This window comes from Kitasatospora sp. NPDC004614, from assembly GCF_042873675.1.
In the GTDB taxonomy this organism is placed as follows: Bacteria; Actinomycetota; Actinomycetes; order Streptomycetales; family Streptomycetaceae; genus Kitasatospora.
Map to the genome: position 1 here is coordinate 17,760 of NZ_JBIALR010000020.1, position 17,272 is coordinate 35,031.

At 73.2% G+C, this 17,272-nt stretch carries 21 protein-coding genes and 1 riboswitch; of the genes, 16 read left to right on the forward strand and 5 right to left on the reverse strand.

The window, feature by feature from the left end; all coding sequences use genetic code 11:
• Positions 1–100: 100 nt before the first annotated feature.
• Positions 101–1,300 carry an MFS transporter gene (locus tag ACFYST_RS30150; protein ID WP_387866895.1) on the reverse strand — a complete coding sequence of 400 codons (1,200 nt, stop codon included), beginning with the start codon at positions 1,298–1,300 and terminating at the stop codon, positions 101–103.
• Between the two features lie 66 nt (positions 1,301–1,366).
• On the opposite strand from ACFYST_RS30150, the gene ACFYST_RS30155 reads away from it, so the two are divergent.
• Entirely contained in the window at positions 1,367–1,753 is a 387-nt protein-coding gene (locus tag ACFYST_RS30155) for a MerR family transcriptional regulator (RefSeq protein ID WP_387640637.1), read from the forward strand.
• Positions 1,754–1,760: 7 nt separating this feature from the next.
• Here the strand turns inward: ACFYST_RS30155 and ACFYST_RS30160 are convergent, their stop codons facing one another.
• The 3 genes from ACFYST_RS30160 to ACFYST_RS30170 form a co-directional block, all read right to left on the reverse strand.
• Positions 1,761–2,501 carry a class I SAM-dependent methyltransferase gene (locus ACFYST_RS30160; protein WP_387866897.1) on the reverse strand — a complete coding sequence of 247 codons (741 nt, stop codon included), beginning with the start codon at positions 2,499–2,501 and terminating at the stop codon, positions 1,761–1,763.
• 106 nt (positions 2,502–2,607) lie between these two features.
• Complete coding sequence (locus ACFYST_RS30165) at positions 2,608–3,300, reverse strand: sensor domain-containing protein (RefSeq protein WP_387866898.1); 693 nt, start codon at positions 3,298–3,300, stop codon at positions 2,608–2,610.
• A gap of 118 nt (positions 3,301–3,418) precedes the next feature.
• Positions 3,419–3,997 (reverse strand): GNAT family N-acetyltransferase, encoded by a 579-nt coding sequence (locus tag ACFYST_RS30170; RefSeq protein ID WP_387866899.1) that lies wholly within the window; start codon positions 3,995–3,997, stop codon positions 3,419–3,421.
• Positions 3,998–4,047: 50 nt separating this feature from the next.
• Here ACFYST_RS30170 and ACFYST_RS30175 point away from each other — a divergent pair, with 50 nt between their 5' ends.
• Together ACFYST_RS30175 and ACFYST_RS30180 are read left to right on the forward strand one after the other, a co-directional pair.
• Positions 4,048–4,860, forward strand: a complete 813-nt coding sequence (locus ACFYST_RS30175) for a hypothetical protein (RefSeq protein ID WP_387640626.1) — start codon at positions 4,048–4,050, stop codon at positions 4,858–4,860.
• Positions 4,861–4,976: 116 nt separating this feature from the next.
• A complete protein-coding gene (locus ACFYST_RS30180) occupies positions 4,977–5,483 on the forward strand; it encodes a DUF3995 domain-containing protein (protein WP_387866901.1) in 507 nt (168 codons plus the stop codon).
• Positions 5,484–5,492: 9 nt separating this feature from the next.
• On the opposite strand, the gene ACFYST_RS30185 is transcribed toward ACFYST_RS30180, so the two are convergent.
• Complete coding sequence (locus ACFYST_RS30185) at positions 5,493–6,260, reverse strand: M23 family metallopeptidase (RefSeq protein WP_387640620.1); 768 nt, start codon at positions 6,258–6,260, stop codon at positions 5,493–5,495.
• A gap of 10 nt (positions 6,261–6,270) precedes the next feature.
• Positions 6,271–6,435, reverse strand: a riboswitch (cyclic di-AMP (ydaO/yuaA leader).
• A 216-nt stretch (positions 6,436–6,651) separates the two neighbouring features.
• Between ACFYST_RS30185 and ACFYST_RS30190 the strand changes: the two genes are divergently transcribed.
• The 13 genes from ACFYST_RS30190 (at position 6,652) to ACFYST_RS30250 (ending at position 17,270) form a co-directional block, all read left to right on the forward strand.
• Positions 6,652–6,942 carry a YiaA/YiaB family inner membrane protein gene (locus ACFYST_RS30190; RefSeq protein WP_387640617.1) on the forward strand — a complete coding sequence of 97 codons (291 nt, stop codon included), beginning with the start codon at positions 6,652–6,654 and terminating at the stop codon, positions 6,940–6,942.
• Positions 6,943–7,062: 120 nt separating this feature from the next.
• Positions 7,063–7,893, forward strand: a complete 831-nt coding sequence (locus ACFYST_RS30195; protein ID WP_387866903.1) for an alpha/beta fold hydrolase — start codon at positions 7,063–7,065, stop codon at positions 7,891–7,893.
• Positions 7,893–8,471: a TetR-like C-terminal domain-containing protein gene (locus ACFYST_RS30200; protein ID WP_387866905.1), complete on the forward strand. Its 579-nt coding sequence runs from the start codon at positions 7,893–7,895 to the stop codon at positions 8,469–8,471. Before ACFYST_RS30195 ends, ACFYST_RS30200 begins: the two co-directional genes overlap by 1 nt.
• 31 nt (positions 8,472–8,502) lie before the next feature.
• On the forward strand, positions 8,503–8,685 hold the full coding sequence (locus ACFYST_RS30205; RefSeq protein ID WP_387640609.1) for a hypothetical protein: 183 nt from the start codon (positions 8,503–8,505) through the stop codon (positions 8,683–8,685).
• A 166-nt stretch (positions 8,686–8,851) separates the two neighbouring features.
• Positions 8,852–9,076: a hypothetical protein gene (locus ACFYST_RS30210; protein ID WP_387640606.1), complete on the forward strand. Its 225-nt coding sequence runs from the start codon at positions 8,852–8,854 to the stop codon at positions 9,074–9,076.
• Positions 9,077–9,264: 188 nt separating this feature from the next.
• Positions 9,265–10,524: an ATP-binding protein gene (locus ACFYST_RS30215; protein WP_387866906.1), complete on the forward strand. Its 1,260-nt coding sequence runs from the start codon at positions 9,265–9,267 to the stop codon at positions 10,522–10,524.
• The gene (locus ACFYST_RS30220; RefSeq protein WP_387640602.1) at positions 10,508–10,918 is read left to right on the forward strand and encodes a roadblock/LC7 domain-containing protein; all 411 of its coding nucleotides are present in this window, start codon (positions 10,508–10,510) and stop codon (positions 10,916–10,918) included. The genes ACFYST_RS30215 and ACFYST_RS30220 overlap by 17 nt, the downstream gene beginning before the upstream one ends.
• A gap of 23 nt (positions 10,919–10,941) precedes the next feature.
• Positions 10,942–11,259, forward strand: coding sequence for a DUF742 domain-containing protein (locus ACFYST_RS30225; RefSeq protein WP_387640599.1), 318 nt, complete (start codon positions 10,942–10,944; stop codon positions 11,257–11,259).
• A complete protein-coding gene (locus ACFYST_RS30230) occupies positions 11,237–11,833 on the forward strand; it encodes an ATP/GTP-binding protein (protein WP_387640596.1) in 597 nt (198 codons plus the stop codon). The genes ACFYST_RS30225 and ACFYST_RS30230 overlap by 23 nt, the downstream gene beginning before the upstream one ends.
• Before the next feature lie 1,261 nt (positions 11,834–13,094).
• Positions 13,095–14,306: a cytochrome P450 gene (locus tag ACFYST_RS30235; protein ID WP_387640594.1), complete on the forward strand. Its 1,212-nt coding sequence runs from the start codon at positions 13,095–13,097 to the stop codon at positions 14,304–14,306.
• A 71-nt stretch (positions 14,307–14,377) separates the two neighbouring features.
• Positions 14,378–14,647, forward strand: coding sequence for a hypothetical protein (locus tag ACFYST_RS30240; protein ID WP_387866909.1), 270 nt, complete (start codon positions 14,378–14,380; stop codon positions 14,645–14,647).
• Positions 14,648–14,834: 187 nt separating this feature from the next.
• A complete protein-coding gene (locus ACFYST_RS30245) occupies positions 14,835–16,547 on the forward strand; it encodes a pyruvate dehydrogenase (protein WP_387640738.1) in 1,713 nt (570 codons plus the stop codon).
• Between the two features lie 117 nt (positions 16,548–16,664).
• Entirely contained in the window at positions 16,665–17,270 is a 606-nt protein-coding gene (locus ACFYST_RS30250; RefSeq protein ID WP_387866912.1) for a helix-turn-helix domain-containing protein, read from the forward strand.
• The last annotated feature ends 2 nt before the right edge of the window (positions 17,271–17,272 follow it).

Here is a 17,272-nt window from a genome sequence, read left to right on the forward strand (position 1 = left end):
GGAGCAGCCCACGGGCCGTCTGCGTTCTCCGGGCCGGCTGCTGTGACAACCATGTCACCGTGGCGACGACCCGCCTGCGTTCCCCGGCCGTTCAGGTCTCTCATGGGCGCTTCGGCGGGAAGCCGTGGCGGCGGGCCAGGGTGGTGACGGCGAGGACGGGGAGGAGGAGGGCGAGGGCGAACCAGGGGAAGGCGTTGGGGCCGGAGAGGGTGAGGAGGAGGCCGCCGACGGCGCCGCCGAGGCCCATGGCGGTGTTCCAGGTGGCGACCAGGAGGGTTTGGGCGCGGTCGCCGCCCGCGTCGGCGGCGGCGGTCTGGAAGAGCGGGGGGACGGCGCCCCAGCCGAGGCCCCAGAGGGCGGCGGCGAGCAGGACGAGGGGGGCGGCGGGTGTGGGCAGCAGCAGGAGTCCGAGGGCGGCGAGGACGGCGGCGGTGGCGGCGAGGGTGAGGTGGCGCAGTCGGCGGTCGACGAGGGCGCCGGTGATGGCGAGTCCGGCGACCGAGGTGATGCCGAGGACCAGCAGGACCAGGTCGCGGCGGTCGGCCATGCCGTAGTGGTCGAGGAGTGCGGCGATGTAGGTGTAGAGCACGTTGTGGGCGAGGACGAACGCGGCGACCACGAACAGCACGGGCCGGACGCCGGGCAGGCGCAGCGCCGCGAGGAGGGGTTCGGCCCGTCCGGTGCGCCGGCCGGGGGCGTCGGGGACGGCGGCGGCGAGCCAGAGCAGCAGGGCGGCGGCCAGTACGGCGACGAGTCCGAAGGTGGGGCGCCAGCCGATCAGTCGGCCGGACCAGGTGCCGAGCGGGATGCCGAGGGAGAGGGCGAGCGGGACGCCGATGCCGGTGACGGCGATCGCCCGGCCGTGCAGGTGCGGTGGGCTCAGGCGGCGGGCGTAGCCGACGAGTTCGGACCAGATCGCGGCGACGGCGACGCCGGCGGCGATCCGGGCGGCCATGGTGAGGGGGTAGGACGGGGAGAGCGCGGTGACGGCGTTGGCGACCAGCAGGACGGCGACGGCGGCGAGTACCAGGCGTTTGCGGGACCAGCGGGCGGTGGCCCGGGCGAGCGGGATCGCGGAGAGTCCGGTGGCGAGGGCGTAGCCGGTGAGCGACTGGCCCATCGCGGATTCGCCGACCCGCAGGTCGTGGGCCATTTCGGGGAGGACGCCGGCGGGCAGCGCCTCGGTGACGATGCCCAGGAAGGCGGCGGTGGCGAGGGCCAGCAGCGGGGACCAGCGCAGGCCTTGGCGCGGGGTCAAAGGGGCTGTGCCGATGGGAAGTTCGGTGTGGGTCGCGGTCATGCCGCTATCCTCGAACCCTCACATCGATGTGAAGGTCAAGTCCTTTCCGGTGGACGGGAGACGCGGATGCGGATCGGCGAACTGGCGGGCCGGGCGGGGGCCTCGCCCCGGCTGCTGCGCTACTACGAGGAGCAGGGCCTGTTGAAGCCGGAGCGTTCGGCGAACGGCTACCGGGAGTACGACGAGGCGCTGGTGGAACGCGTCCGGCAGATCCGTTCGCTGCTGGACTCGGGGCTGTCCACCCGCACCATCCGGGACGTGCTGCCCTGCCTGACCAGCGGCCAGTACCACGTCCGGGGCGCCACCCCGGAGACGCTGGCGGCGCTGGAGCACGAGCACCGGCAGCTCACCGAGCGGGTGGAGTGCCTGTCCCGCAGCCGGGACGCGGTGGGCGCCTACCTGCGGGCGGTGCACTCGCTGCGGGACGCGCCCGCCCCGGCCGACTCCTGCTGAGGGGCGGTCACCGGGCCGGGGTCAGGGCCAGGATGCGGTGGGGCGGGGTGGTGGTCAGGACGCGGCTGGCGATCTGGTGGTGGCGGAGGGCGGCGCGGAGCTCGGTGAGGTGCGGGCTGAGGCTGCCGGTGTGGTCGTAGAGCGGGAAGATCCGGACTTCGCCGTCGGGGGCGGTGACCCGGGCGAGTTCGCGCAGGGCGCGGAACTGGTCGGCGGGGGTGAACAGCGCCGGGTAGGCGAACAGCAGGTAGGAGCTGAGGGTGAGGGCGAAGCTGCCGTCGGCGAACGGGAGTCGGGGCAGCGCCGCGGCCACGTAGTGCCCGGGGTGGGCGGCGGCGTCGGCGGCGAACAGGCGGCGGGCCCGCTCCCAGCTGCGCAGGTACTTGTCGGGGCGGCGCCGGCCGTGCCGGCCGCGGGGAAGATGGTGGGCCGGGTCGCGGCGGATGGCGCCGGCCATGGTGTCGTGGCCGACGGCGGCCAGTTCGGCGAGCCGGCGGGGGCCGAGCGCGTAGCCGGGGTCGACAGCGACCACCTCGCAGCCCAGTGTGCGGGCCTCGGCGGCGAACGCGGCGGCGCCGCCTGGGCAGTCCAGCAGCGGGCCGGGCAGGCGGCTCAGGTCGGCGCGGGTGAGGCCGAGGTAGGCGCAGTACTCGTCGAGCGGCCGGGAGGTGATCAGCACGGGCCCGGCGGCCGGCGCGCGGCGGTGCCCGGGGCGGTCTACGGGGCGGGCGCTGCTGACCGGGCACATCGGCGGTCCTCCGTCCCTCCGGACGTTCGACGGGCCCGGGGTACGGCCCGGGCCCGCAGTCATCCGACCACGGGCCCGGGGGTGGTGCATGTTCAGCGGCGCACGGTCAGCGGCCGGCCAGCAGGCCGCGGGCGGCGAGCCGGTTGGCGCCGTTGAGGGCGCGGATCAGCTGCGGGGTGAGCAGGACGAACAGCAGGCCGAGCAGGCTGACGGCGCCGATCTGGTACGGCGAGACGAGCTCGTAGACGTGCTGGGCGCCGTTCGAATCCGTCCAGTTGGCGACCCGGTAGCCGTTCCAGTCGGTGTAGCGGGGCCACACCCACTGGTAGGCGGGGAACAGCAGCAGCGCCCAGCCGACGACGAAGAAGACCAGCGAGACCGTGAAGCTGAAGACCGCCCAGGGGAACATGACGAACTGGTACAGCGCGCCCCGCCAGCCCGCCCCGTCGCCGAGCCGGGCGGTGATCAGGCCCCAGAAGCCCTCCCGCCCGGCCTTCACCGCCGCCGGCGCGGGCAGGTCGAGGCCGAGCAGGGTGCGTATCCGGTGGCGTTCGAGGGCGCCGAAGCCGCGGCCGGTGATGGTCACCAGGGCGAGCACGGGTAGGCCGAGCGCGGTGACGGCGAGCCCGATACCGGCGCTGAACAGCGCGACGACGAGGGAGAAGCCGAGCACGGCGATCGGGAGGCCGCTGAGCGCGAAGCCGAGCTCCCGGAAGGCGGCCCGGGAGAACGGGGCGCGCCAGAACCCGGGCCGGGTGGAGTGGTCGCCGGTGGAGGCACGGTACGCAGCGGTGGACATCCGCGGTCCTTCGGGTGGTCGGGGCGGTACCGCCGGTCGGCGGCGTCGGGCACTACTCCAAGGTGCCGTACCGGGCCGGGGTTCCGGAATGAGGTCTGCTTCCCGATCGATGGTGGGGTTAACCCCCGGGTCGCAGGGCGGGGGCGGCGAGTTGGACGGCCCGCCACTCGGGGGCGAGCAGCGAGTACTGGAGTGCGTCGTGCCAGCTGCCGTCCCAGTGCGACTCGGCGCGGATCCGGCCCTCGTACCGGAAGCCGGCCCTGGTCAGCACCCGGGCGGCGGCCGGGTTGTCGGGGTCGGTGCGGGCGAACAGCCGGTGCAGGCCGAGGGTGTCGAAGCCGAGCGCGCACAGCAGCGCGGTGACCTCCCCCGCGTAGCCGCGGCCCCAGGTGTCGTGACGCAGTACGCAGCCGAGCTGGGCGGCGTGTTCGCCGTCGCGGGTGAGGGCGCCCTGGCCGATCGGTTCGCCCGCCGGGTCGTCGACGGCCAGCCGGTAGTGCTGCCGCGGCTCGGCCTCGGCCTCGTCGAGGTAGAGCTCGATCTGGTCGGCGCATTCCTCGAAGTCGGCCGCGTCGAACGGGAGATGCCGGATCACCCGGGGGTCGCCGTGGAGGGCGTGCAGCGCGGCGACTTCCTCCGGGGTGTGGTGGTACTCCCGCAGCGTGAGCCGGGGGCCGGTCAACCGGACGGTCTGCATGGGACTCGACCCTACCGGTCGGCCCCGCGCGGACCGGTTAACGTACCGGGGTGGACGACGAAGACCTGCACCTGCTCCCCCGTACCCGTGCCGCCGACCTGCTGGACTGGGCGGCCGAGGAGGGTTTGGAGGCGGTACCCGAACCGGCGGTGCGGACCGTACTGACCCTGCTGGAGCTGGGCGGCGCCCGGCTGCACGACGGTTTCCCGGAGCTGTCCTCGCCGGTGCTGGAGCACCTGCTGTACGAGCAGCTGCACCTGTACGTCCAGCCGGACGGCGACGCCTGGGCGTACCCGGCGGCGGTGCGGCTGCTGATCGAACGTCAGCGGGCGGCGCGGCGGCTGAACGCCAAGCGGCTGGAGAAGCTGCGCGAGGAGGCCGACTGGCAGGGCCAGGTGCTGGTGGACTCGCTGCTGCGCCGGTCCGACCTGCTGACCTGGCCGCGCCTGTACACGCTGCTGCTGCGCGCGGACGGCGTGCCGGTGGACGACCTCGACCAGGTGCGGGGCTGGCTGGAGGACTTCCGGGCGCTGGACGTCGAGGAGCGCTTCGCCGCGTACGAGCGGGTGCCGGGGGTGGACCCGGACGGCGGCTGGGGTCCGGAGCGGGCGCTGCTGGTCGGGGTGTCCACGGACGGGGCGCGCCGGCTGCTGGAGCACGGCCTGATGCGGCGCAGCTACCGCAACCTGGCCGAGCTGAACGCCCGGGGCCTGCCGATGCCGGACGAGCTCTCCGGGGAGTTCGAGGACTTCGAGGAGGCGGTGGCGCAGGCCGCGATCGACCTGTGCGGCGAGTGGACGGTGCCCGGGCTGGCCCGGCTGCTGCTGGAGGAGTACCCGGAGCTGGCCCCCGAGGTGTACTGAGGGTTGTGGCTCGCCGGGGTCCACCGATCGGAGGACCCCGGAATCGTCCTGATGAGCCATCGGTCCTGGCCGTCCGGACGATCCGCGGGGCGGGGCCGCCGGGCCAGGGTGGAGCCATGGACATCGTGACTCCGGCCGGCGCCACCTCCGTCGGCCTGCGCCCGCCGTTCCGTCGGATCGCCGCGCAGGCCGCCGCGCTCTGGTCGGCCGTCTTCGCCCTGGTGCACCTGTACTGGCTGCTGGGCGGCCGGGCCGGTCTGCCGGGCGGGCTGTCGGTGCTGGACAACACGCCGCTGCTGGTGATCGACATCATCGCGGTACCGCTGTGCGCGGTGGCCGCGGCGCTGGCCCTGGCGCTGATACGGCCGTGGGGCGAGCGGCTGCCGGCCCGCGGGCTGCTGTGGGCGGCCCGGGGCACGGCGGTGCTGCTGATCGTGCACGCCGCGCCCTCCGTGCCGGAATGGCTGGCGCTGGCGGCGGGTCACCGCTCGGCGGCGGAGCTGGACGCGATGGCCCGCTTCGCGACCGTGCTGTACGAGCCGTTCTTCCTGGCCGGCGGGCTGCTGTTCGGCTGCGCGGTGTTCGGCCGTCGGCTCCTGCCCGAGCGCGGCGGCCGTCGATGAGCGGAAGAACTACGGCTGCAGGCCGCGCTGCTGGAGCCAGGGCAGCGGGTCGATCGGGGCTCCGCCGCCGGGGCGGACCTCCAGGTGCAGGTGCGGGCCGGTGACGTTGCCGGTGGCGCCGACCGCGCCGAGCACGGTGCCGGGGGCGACCTGGCCGGAGGCGGTGGCGATCCGGGAGAGGTGGCAGTACCAGAGTTCGGTGCCGTCGGGCAGGGTCTGGATGACCCGGTAGCCGTAGGGGCCGGACCAGCCCGCCGAGGTGACGGTGCCTCCGGCGACGGCGGCGACGGGAGTGCCGGTGCGGGCGGCGAAGTCCAGGCCGGTGTGCAGGTGCGCCCAGTGCGCGCCGGACTGGGCGAAGTGCGCGGTCAGCTGGTAGCCGGCCACCGGCAGGGTGTGCGCGGCCTGCTCGGCCTCGGCCTGCTGGGCGGCCCGCTTGGCCTCGGCCTCCTGCGCGGCGGCCAGCCGGGCGGATTCGTCGGCGGCGGTGCGCTGGCCGTCGGCCTGCTGCTGGATGCGGGCGGCGAGGGCGAGCCCGGGGTCGCCGGCGAGGAGGCCGTCGGAGGCTTCGTCCGCGGCGGTGACGGGCACCGGGGCGGCGGCCTGCGCGGGGGCGGCGCCGAGTGCGGTGGCGCCGAGCGCGGCGGTCATCGCGGTGACGCCCAGCAGGGGCGCGCCGGCGCGGGACTGACGGGGCAGCCGGTGCCGGGCGGCTTCCGGCTCGACCGGGTGGTCGAGCAACTGGGTGCCGGTGCTCTCAGTGTAGGTCGACGCCACGGGGGCGTGCTCCTTCCTTCCCTGCCGCCGACCGGGTTAGCTGACGGGTTCGGAGGTGGAAGGTCTCCTACGGTCGGGCCCAGGGCCGTCCCGATTCACCCCGGTGGAAACGTGGTTCCCCGGCTCCTGGGACGCCCCGAAGGGTGTGCCCAAGTGGATTAGGCGTGGCGCACGGTGCCGCATGGTTACGGCGTTGCCGACCGCGCTGCGTTATCAAACGTTAATCCTATGGACCCCATGATTCCAAGCCGCTACCACGAGACAGCGAAGATTTCCTGACGCCCTATGGGTGATTTGTGACGGTTCACCAGGGCCAACCTGACGGATTGTGACCGAGTGGTTGAGTATCCGTACTCACGCCACGCCTCCGGGCCGGCGCGACCCTGATGCCATGACCGCAACCGTGCCGCACCGGACCACCGCCGCCTACTTCGCCCAGGCCGCCGTCTCCTTCGGACTGGCCACCGCCGCGCTCTCGCTCGGGATCGCCTACCTGCCGGTGAGCGCCTGGATGCGCGCCTTCCTCGCCGTCGGGCTGCTGTACGAGATCACTTCCGCGTTCACGCTGGCCAAGGTGATCCGGGACCGCCAGGACGAGGGCGCGATCACCAGCCGGGTGGACCAGGCCCGGCTGGACAAGCTGCTCGCCGAGCACGACCCGTTCAAGGTGGAGGGGATCTGACGATCCGGCCGGCCACCACGACTTGACGGCTAAGGCTATTAGCCTTAGCTTTATGGCTATCGGCAGCCGGCCGGGCCTCCAGCGCCCGGCGCACCGCAACGCCCGCCCAGGAGGCCCGCCATGAACAGCACCCTCGGCACCACCCGGTACGTCGACGTCCCCGGCGGCCGGATCGCCTACGACGACACCCCCGGCACCGGCGTCCCGGTCGTCCTGCTGCCCGGCATGCTCGACAAGCGCGCCACCTACCGGCACCTCGCACCGCTGCTGACCGCCGCCGGGCACCGGGTGATCACCATGGACCTGCGCGGCCTCGGCGAGTCCTCCACCGGGTTCACCGACTACTCCCCCGCCGCGATCGCCGGCGACCTGGTCGCCCTGCTCGACCACCTCGACCTGCGCGGCGCCGTCCTGGCCGGCAACTCCTACACCGGCGCCACCGTGGTCCGCGCGGCCGAGCTCGCCCCCGGGCGGACCGCCGGGGTGGTGCTGATCGACGCCTTCATCGAGAACCTCCCGCTGAACGCCTTCCAGAAGGCCCTGTTCGGCCTGGCCGCCCCGCTGGTCACCGCGTTCCCCGGCCTGTGGAGCTCGATGCAGAAGTTCTACTACCCGACCGCGCGGCCCGCCGACTTCGACGCCTACCGGGCCGGCCTCGCCGAGATGCTGCGCGAGCCCGCCCGGAAGGCCGCGCTGCGCGGCTACCTCACGGGGGACTCCGCGCCGGTCGGCTGGTGCGAGGCCGTCGACGTGCCCGCGCTGGTGCTGATGGGCAGCAAGGACCCCGACTTCCCGAACCCCGAGCTGATCGCCGACCGGCAGGCCGCCGCGCTGCGCGGCCGTAAGGTGATGATCGAGAACGGCGGCCACTACCCGATGGCCGGCTACCCCCAGGCCGTCGCCGACGCCCTGCTCCCGTTCCTGAACGAGCTGAACGAGGTCGCCCGCTGATGGCCCGCGCCGGACTCTCCCCCACCGCGGTGGTGGACCACGCCCTCGGCCTGATCGACGCCCAGGGCGCCGAGACGCTCACCCTGGCCGCCGTCGCCGCCAAGGCGGGGGTCGCCACCCCGTCGCTGTACAAGCACGTCCCCGGGGGCCTTGCCGAGCTGCGCCGCCTGGTCGCCGTCCGCACCCTCGACGACCTGACCGACCACCTGGCCGCCGCCGTCCTCGGCCACTCCCGCGACGAGGCGGTCGCCGCCCTGCTCGCCGCGTACGCCGGGTACGCCACCCGGTTCCCCCGTCGCTACGCCGCGCTGCCGCAGGCGCCCGAGCCCGACCCGGAGCTCATGGCGGCGGGCGAGCGGCTGGTGAACGTGCTGTTCGCCGTCCTGCGCGGGTACGGCCTGGAGGGCTCCGAGGCGGTGCACGCCGCGCGCACCCTGCGGGCCATGGCCCACGGGTACGCCTCGTTGACCACGGCGGGGGCGTTCCAGCTCGCCGAGGGGCCGGACGTGACGCTGGAGCGGCTGACCGGCGTGCTGGTCGACGGCCTCGGCCACTGGCCGGGCGGACGCGGCGCGTGACCTGACGGGGGCCTGGCGCGTTCTACCCGATATGAAGAAGCGCAGCCTGCTCGCATTTGCCTCGCTCGCCGTCGGCGTGGTCGCCTCGCTCACCGCGCCCAGCGCGCACGCCGGCCCCGAGCACACGGGCGGCACCACCCCGCACACCGACACCCTCTCCGCCCCGGACCGGCCGATCGCCGAGGAGGTCCAGGAGGACGGTTCACCGGCCTGACGGCGCCTCCCGCCTGCGCATGGGCCCCCGCGCGCCCCTCCACACCATTTCGCAACCGGTTCCCCACGGATCCGACACCAATGGTGCGTAACACTGTCCTTCAGTCGGGAAGTCATACCGCGTGAAGACCTTCACGGGTGACCGACAAGCACGGAGGACAGCACACATGCCGCAGGTGACTCAGCGCATCGAGCACGGCACGGGACTGATCCCCGCCCCCCGCGCCACCTCTGACGGGTCGGCGGCCGGGACGCGGTCCGACGCGCTGCCGCAGCCGGAGGGCTGGGGCGCGACGCTCGCCCGCTGCTTCGCGGTGGCCCGGTCGCTGCGCTCGCTGCGGCCGGTGACGGCGAAGGACCCGCAGCCGTACGGCGAGGTGGACGGCCAGTAGCGGCGGCCCGCGCCGAATGTGACGGAGCGTGAGCTCCGGCCCGGCCGTCCGGCGTTACCGACGGTCCACCGGGACGCCACCTGACGGACGTCCGACGCTGCCGGTTCTGTCCGACATTGACGCGTTCTGAACAGCGATGCTTCGATCAGTTCATACGCCAGTAGGAAGTCCGCCCTAGAATTCGGCGGGTGACGACCACTCAATGGTGCTTGGCAGCAGCCGCATTGCTCGCTCTTCTCGCTCTCGCGGCCTCCGCTCGGTCCCGCGCCGTCACCCGAAACCTGCGCGGCCGGCTGGCCGCCACCGAGGACGAACTCGCCGCCACCCGCGACCGGCTGGCCGCCGAACTGGCGGACCGTCAGGCGGGTGCCGAGACGGCGCTGCGCGAGCAGGAGATGAACGCGGCCACCCGCCGCGCCTTCCTCAGCGTGGCCCGCCGCATCCTGGTGATGGCACACGACCAGCAGGCCGGACTGGACGAGATGGAGCGCACCCACGACGACCCGGTGCTGCTCGAAGGACTGCTGCGCGCCGACCACGCGGCCGCCCAGCAGGCCCGGCTCGCCCAGACCCTGGCAGTACTGTGCGGCTCCCGCGCGGGTCGCCACTGGCCGGAGCCGGTCTCGCTGGAGGACGTGGTGCGCGGCGCCCAGTCGCGCATCCTGCCGTTCCAGCGGGTGGTGGTGCACAGCCGGGTCGACACCGCCGTGCTCGGTGCCGCCGCGGAGGCGCTGATCCACGCGGTGGCCGAACTGCTGGACAACGCGACCCGCTACTCGCCGCCCAGCTCCCAGGTCTACGTCACGCTGATGCCGGTCCACAACGGCGCGGTGATCGAGATCGACGACTGCGGCGTCGGCATGACCGAGGTGACGGTGGCCAAGGCGGGCGCGGCACTGTCCGGCGGCGGCTCGCTGGAGGTGTCGCGGATCGGCGAGGTCCCGCAGCTGGGCCTGGCCGCGGTCGGCCGGCTCGCCGAGCAGTACGGCTTCCGGGTCACCATCAACTCCGCGCCCTCGCCGTACGGCGGTGTGCGGGTGGTGGTGCTGCTGCCGTCCGCGCTGCTCACCGATCCGCTGTCGGTGCCCGCGAGCAGCATCCCGCGCACCGAACCGGCGGCGGCCGCGCTGCCGACCCGTCGCCCGGCCGTCGCCGCGGACGACGACCGGCCGTCCGTTCCCACGCAGGGCGGCACCCTGCCGCGGCGGGTCAACCGCCGTGGCAGCGCCCCGCAGCAGCAGACCGGGTCCCGGGCCGAGGAGCAGCCCGCGCCGCCGCCGCGCTGTGCGCGCGAGGCGCAGACATTCATGTCGATGTTCCAGGCCGGGACCGCCAGCGGCCGTTCCGCCGCACAGCAGGACCGGCGGCCCGAGCAGGACCGCCACGACGAATTCCCCGCCCCCCAACTTCCCCAGCGCTCGGGAGACTCCCATGACCACAACCCCTGATCTCGGCTGGCTGCTGACCGACATCGTCGCCGTCCCAGAGGTCCAGCACGCCGTCGTGGTGTCCAACGACGGCCTGGAGATGGGCCGCAGCCCGAAGATCGGCCGGGACGACGCCGAGCGGCTGGCCGCCGCCTGCTCCGGACTGCAGTCGCTGTCCCGGGGCGTGGCGCAGGGCTTCGGCGACGGGCCGACCCGGCAGATCATCATCGAGTTCGGCGGTGGTTACCTGTTCGTGGTCGCCGCCGGCGCCGGGACCCACCTCGCGGTGCTGGCCTCCGAGTCGGTGGACGCCGGCCTGGTGGCCTACCAGATGCAGACGCTGGTCGAGCGGATCGGCAGCCACCTGACCGCCGCACCGCGGCAGGAGCACGCCACCGCCGGGGACCTGCGGTGAGGCGGGGGCCGGTTCGGCCTTACGTGATCACCGGTGGCCGCAGCCGGGCCAGCCGCAACGTGCTGGAGTTCGAGAGCCTGGTGCGGACCCTGCCGGGGGCCGCGGTCGACCGTACGGCCTTGAACCGCGAACAGCAGGCGATCCTCGGGCTCTGCCGGGAACTGCTGTCGATAGCCGAGGTGGCCGCCCACCTCGGCCTGCCGATCAGTGTCCTGAAGGTGCTGGTCGGCGATCTCTTGGACCTCGGGGCCGTGCAGGTCCTGCCGCCGGTGCGGCAGGCCGAACAGGTCCCGCTCTCACTGCTCGAGGAGGTGCTGGTTGGCCTCCGTCAGCTCCGTTGAGCCGACCTATCTGCCGTCCACTGTCCAGGGGGCGGTCAAGATCCTGGTCACCGGCCCGTTCGGGGTCGGCAAGACCACCCTGGTCGCCGCGCTGAGCGAGATCGCTCCGCTGCGCACCGAGGAGACCATGACCGCGGCCGGCGCCGGGGTGGACGACCTGACCGGCCGTCCGCACAAGACCACCACCACGGTGGCGCTGGACTTCGGCCGGATCACCCTGAACAAGCACCTGGCGCTGTACCTGTTCGGTACGCCCGGCCAGCAGCGGTTCTGGCCGCTGTGGGAGGACCTGTCGCGCGGCGCGCTGGGCGCGATCGCGCTGGTGGACTCCCGCCGGATCGAGGAGTCCTTCGACGTCCTCGGCCTGCTGGAGGAGCACCGCATCCCGTTCGCGGTGGCGGTCAACGTCTTCCCCGACACCCCCGCCTACCCGGACGAGGAACTGCGCGCCGCCCTCGACCTGCTGCCCGACGTCCCGATCCTGGCCTGCGACGTCCGCGACCCGGACGCCGCGCACAAGCTGCTGATCGACTTCGTGGACCACCTGCGGGCCGCCGCCGAGGAGCTGCCGTGACCGTCCCCGACCACCGGGCGGCCACCGGCTGCCCGTACACCCGCGCCCAGGGCTCCGCGCTGTACGGGTCGGCGGTCGCCGAGAACCCGCACAGCCTGTACGCCCGGCTGCGCGCCCAGCACGGCCCGGTCGCACCCATCGAGCTGGAGCCCGGCGTCGAGGCCTGGCTGGTCCTCGGCTACCCGGAACTGCTCGAACTGACCCGCAACGAGCAGCTGTTCTCCAAGGACTCGCGGCGCTGGCGGGTGCAGCAGGAGGGCCGGCTGCGGGCCGACTCGCACCTGATCCCGATGACCATGTGGCGGCCCACCCTGCAGAGCATGGACGGCGCCGCCCACCACCGGCTGTCCTCCGCGATCGCCGACACGCTGGCGAAGATCGACCACCGGCAGCTGCGGCAGACCACCGAGGAGGCCGCGCTCGCGCTGATCGAGAGCTGGGGCCCGGACGGCACCGCCGACCTGGTCACCCAGTTCACCCGGCGGCTGCCGCTGCTGGTGTTCACCCGGCTGCTCGGCCTGCCCCCCGAGGACGGTCCGCGCCTGGTCGGGCTGATCACCGACCTGGTCGACAGCAGCAAGGACTCACAGCGCGCCGCCGCCGAATTCTTCGGCCTGCTGATGGACCTGGCGGTCAGCCGTCGCGCGCAGCCCGGCGCCGACCTGGTGTCCTGGCTGATCGCCCACCCCGCCGCGCTCAGCGACGAGGAGATGGCGCACAACCTGATGGTCATGCTGGTGGCCGGCAACGAGTCGTCCATCAACTGGATCGGCAACACGGTGCGGCTGCTGCTCACCGACCGCCGCTTCCGCACCACCCTGACCGGCGGCCGGGCGACCGTCGCGGACGCCCTCGACGAGGTGCTGTGGCGCGACCCGCCGGTGCAGAACTTCCCCGGCCGGTGGGCGGTTTCGGACACCGTGCTGGGCGGCCAGTACATCAGCGCCGGCGACATGCTGGTGCTCGGCCTGGCCGGCGCCAACGACGACCCGTCCGCGCACGGCCCCGACGGCATCGCCGGCAACCGGGCCCACCTCGCCTGGGGCGCCGGACGGCACGTCTGCCCCGCGCAGGACCCGGCCCGGCTGATCGTCGAGACCGCCATCGAAACCCTCCTGCACTGCCTCCCCGACCTGCAACTCGCCATCCCCGCACACGAGCTGACATGGCGACCGTCGCCTTGGTCGCGTGCCCTGGTCAGCCTGCCGGTGCTGTACAGCGCCTTCGTCCCGCCCCGCCCCGCTTCGCCCGAGAGGACCGCATGGACACCGCAGACCAGCTCCAGCCCGTCAAACTCGACCCCGTCGGGGCCGACCAGCACGCCGAGAACGAACGGCTCCGCGCCAACGGACCGGCGACCCTGGTGGAGCTACCTGGTGGAGTGGTGGTCTGGGCGATAACCCACCACGACACCCTTCAGGAACTTCTCGCCGACCCACGGGTCGGCAAGAACGCCAAGCACTGGAACCTGTACCAGGAGGGCCGGATCCCCGAGGGCTGGCCGCTGATGACCTTCATCACCGTGCCCGGCATGACCACCTCGGACGGCGCCGACCACCGCCGCCTGCGCGGCCTGGTCTCCCAGGCCCTCACCCCGCGCCGGATCGCCGAACTGGCCCCCGCCATCGAACAGCGCGTCCACCGCCTGCTCGACAACATCGCCACCCTGGACGGCGACTTCGACCTGCGCACCAACTTCGCCTACCCCCTGCCCATGCAGGTCGTCGGCGAACTGCTCGGCCTCGCCGAGGACCAGCAGGACCGGCTGCACGAACTCTCCGACACCCTGGTCAGCTCCTCCTCCGTCCCCGGCGCCGGCGCGGCCGCCGCCCGCGCCCTGGCCGGACTGCTCGCCCAGGTCGCCGCCGGGAAGCGGGCCGAGCCCGCGGCCGACCTGACCACCGCGCTGATCGCCGCCCGCGAGGAGCAGGACCGGCTCAGCGAGGAAGAGCTCATCGGCATCCTGATGCAGCTGGTGGTGGCCGGCCACGAGACCACCCTCAACCTGATCTGCAACGCGGTCCGCGCCCTGCTCGCCCACCCCGAGCAGCTCGCGCTCGTGCTGGACGGCACGGTGGACTGGTCCGCGGTGGTCGAGGAGACCCTCCGCTACGACGGCCCCGTCGGCCAGTTCCCGATGCGCTACGCGCTGGAGGACATCCCCGTCGGCAACGTCCTCATCCGCCGCGGCGAGGCCATGCTCTCCTCGTACGCCGCCGCCGGACGCGACGGCAACCACTACGAGGACGCCGACCGCTTCGACCTCACCCGCACCAACAACCGCCACCTGGCACTCGGGCACGGGCCGCACTTCTGCATCGGCTCCGCGCTGGCCCGCCTGGAGGCCGAGACGGCGCTGCGCGAGCTGTTCGCCCGCTACCCCGCCCTGCGGCTGGCCGACGGTGCGGACCCGCGACCGATCCCCTCCTTCGTCAGCAACAGCGTCAGCAGCCTGCTGGTGCGCACCTCCTGACGCACGCCTCCGGGGCCGCCCCCGCCGGGTCGACACGTGACCGGGCGGGGGCGGCCCTCGTTGCACCTGCCATGAAGAAGCTCACCGCGCTCGCCGCCCTCTCCCTCTCCGGGCTCGCCCTCGGCACGGCACCGGCCCACGCCACCACCCCCACCCCCCTCATCCAGACCGGCAGCCTCAGCCAGGCCCACGGCGTGGACACCGGCTACCACGGCGACATGCCGTCCAGCACCGAGCTGTGCCACCGCGACCTCGCGAACTACCCCGTGGTTGGCGAGGTCGTGGAACGGGCCACGGGCGTCTGCGAGGCGGTGGGCACGACGCTCGACGGCACCAAGTAGGGAGAAGGAGTTCACGCCGGCAAGGTCGCGATCACGTGCAAGTCATTGCCCTGCGTCGCGATCTTGCGGTCGGGTCCTTCCGCTTCGCGCAGTTCCTCGCGCCCCTGGGTGCCCCCCCTCGATATGGTGCGGAATGTCCGTATTTCCCGTGGCGCGAGGTGATCCCGTGGGCAGCGTGGCCGAGCAGATGGTGGAAGTGCTCCAGCAGGCGGGGGTCGAGCGGGTCTACGGGGTGGTGGGGGACAGTCTGAATCCGGTGGTGGATGCGATCCGGCGGGCCGAGGGGATTTCCTGGGTGCACGTCAGGAACGAGGAGGCGGGGGCATTCGCGGCGGCGGCGGAGGCCGAGCTGACGGGGCGGTTGGCGGTGTGTGCGGGGAGCTGCGGGCCGGGCAATACGCATCTGATCCAGGGGTTGTACGACGCGCATCGCAGTGGGGTTCCGGTGTTGGCGCTGGCCTCGCACATTCCGTCGGCGCAGATCGGGACGGGGTTCTTCCAGGAGACGCATCCGGAGCGGGTGTTCACGGACTGCAGTGGTTGGTGCGAGCTGTTGTCGAGCCCGGCGCAGTTGCCGCGGCTGTTGCGGGTGGGGATTCAGCACGCGTTGGGGGCTCGTGGCGTCGCGGTGCTGGCGTTCCCGGGCGATGTGGCCGCGTTGCCCGCGCCGGCGCCGACCGGGCGGAGTACGTTCCTGACCGAGCAGGCGGTCGCGGCGCCGCCATGGTCGCAGGTGCAGGCGCTCGCGGAGGCGTTGAACGCGGCGCGGACGGTGGCGGTGTTCGCGGGCGCGGGGGTGCGGGGTGCGCACGAGGAGCTGATGAAGCTCGCGGGGACGCTGCAGGCACCGATCGGGCATTCGTTGCGCGGCAAGGAGTGGGTGCAGTTCGACAACCCGTACGACGTCGGGATGAGCGGGCTGCTCGGTTACGGGGCGTGCCACGAGGCGTTGCACGAGGCCGAGTTGGTGCTGCTGCTGGGCACCGATTTCCCGTACGACTCGTTCCTGCCGCAGGCCCGTACCGTACAGGTGGATCACGACGCGACGCGGTTGGGCCGGCGTACCGCGTTGGAGTTGGCGGTGCACGGGGATGTGGCGGCGACGTTGCGGGCGGTGCTGCCGCTGCTGGAGCAGAAGACGGACCGGTCGTTCCTGGACGGGCTGCTGACCAGGCACTGCCGGGCGCTGGAGACGGTGGTCGGGGCGTACACCAAGGGCATCGAGAAGCACCGGCCGATCCATCCGGAGTTCGTGGCGTCGGTGCTGGACGAGGTGGCCGCGGAGGATGCGGTGTTCACCGTGGACACCGGCATGTGCAATGTCTGGGCGGCCCGTTATCTGACGCCGAACGGGCGGCGGCGGGTGATCGGTTCGTTCCTGCACGGTTCGATGGCGAACGCGCTGCCGCACGCGATCGGGGCCCAACTGGCGTTCCCCGGGCGGCAGGTGGTGTCGATGTCGGGCGACGGCGGGCTCGGGATGCTGCTGGGCGAGCTGTTGACGGTGGCCAAGCACCGGTTGCCGGTGAAGACGGTGGTGTTCAACAACGGGGCGCTCGGCATGATCAAGCTGGAGATGCTGGTCTCCGGCTATCCGGAGTGGGAGATCGACAACGGTGACGTGGACTACGCCGCGATCGCCCGGGCCTGCGGGATCCCGGCGAAGCGGGTGACCGATCCGGTAAAGGTCCGCGAGGTGCTGGCCGACGCCCTGGAGCGGCCCGGTCCGGCCCTGGTGGACGTGGTGACCGACCCGAACGCGCTGTCCATCCCGCCGCACATCACCGCCGCCCAGCTCAAGGGTTTCGCGCTGGCCGCCGGGCGGACGGTGCTGACCGGCGGTGTCGGCAGGATGATCGACCTGGCCCGGTCCAACCTGCGGAACGTGCCCCGTCCCTGACCTGCGAATGCCGTCCGAATAAGGGCGAGGAAACTGGGAAAGCAAGGGAGGGGACGGCCCGTTTGCCTGTGGGGCAAGTTTGTTGCCCGTGAGGCACAAAGGGTGTGGACTGGAGTCATGACAGACAGTCCACTGGGCGACGACCAGGAAGTCGCGGGCCTCGGCGCGCGGCTCCGGGAGCAGCGGGTCACCAGCCGGCTCACGCTGGAGGCCGCGGCGGCCCGGGTCGGCCTGTCGCCAGCTTACTTGTCCCGCCTGGAGACCGGGCGACGTCAGCCTTCGCTGCCGGTGCTGCTCGGCCTCGCCAGGGCGTACGCGACCAGTGTGTCCGGGCTGCTCGGCGAGCAGGTGGCCGAGCCGGATCCGGTGATCCGCGGCGGCGTGGTCGAACCGGGCCGGGCCGGCGGCTGGGGGTACCGGCGCGCCGGTGCGCCGGGCCGTGCCATGCAGGCACTGCGGGTGCACGTCCCGCCGAGCTCGCAGGACGCCGTGGTGCGGGTGCACCCCGGCGAGGAGTGGCTCTACGTCACCAAGGGCCGGATGCGGCTCACCCTGGGCGACCGGGTGCACCTGCTCGGCGAGGGCGACTCCGCCCACTTCGACTCGCTGACCCCGCACTGTATCGCGGCCGACTCCGACACCGGTCTCGACCTGATCTTCGTCCACACCCTGCTGCAGAGCCCCGCCGGCGACCTGTGCCTCGGCGACGCCCCCCGCCTGTAGCC